Raw genomic sequence first — 390 nt, 5'->3', positions numbered from 1 at the left:
TACGGAGTTTGAGGCGTTTTTCCATATCATGCTTCCGCTTGTGAAGCCGGCGATCGCTACCATTATCGTATTTACCTTTATCGGAAACTGGGGCGAACTGATGTGGGCCAATATTACGACGGCTTCCAACGCATTGATTAAGACGCTTCCTGTGGGACTTTTAAATTTTAAGACTGAGATGGGCGTTGAATGGGGGCAGTATACGGCCGGTATCTGTATGGTCACGCTGCCGCTGATGCTGGTGTTCGGTTATTTCCAGAAGTACTTTGTGTCCGGTCTGACGAATGGGGCCGTGAAGGGGTAACAGGGCTGCCGGAGCTAAACGGCTGAAAACTGCTGAATGGAAATTACCGAAGACGAATAACAGAATAAGGAAGGTGATTCGGATGA

1 protein-coding gene is annotated in these 390 nt (G+C 48.7%); it reads left to right on the top strand.

Going from position 1 to position 390, the window contains the following annotated elements:
- On the top strand, positions 1 to 304 hold a 304-nt coding region (locus NE664_15460; protein ID MCQ4728030.1), incomplete at its 5' end, for an ABC transporter permease subunit.
- Between the last annotated feature and the right edge of the window lie 86 nt (positions 305 to 390).

Source organism: Anaerotignum faecicola (assembly GCA_024460105.1).
GTDB lineage: Bacteria > Bacillota > Clostridia > Lachnospirales > Anaerotignaceae > JANFXS01.
This window is presented reverse-complemented; position numbering and strand designations above follow the sequence as displayed.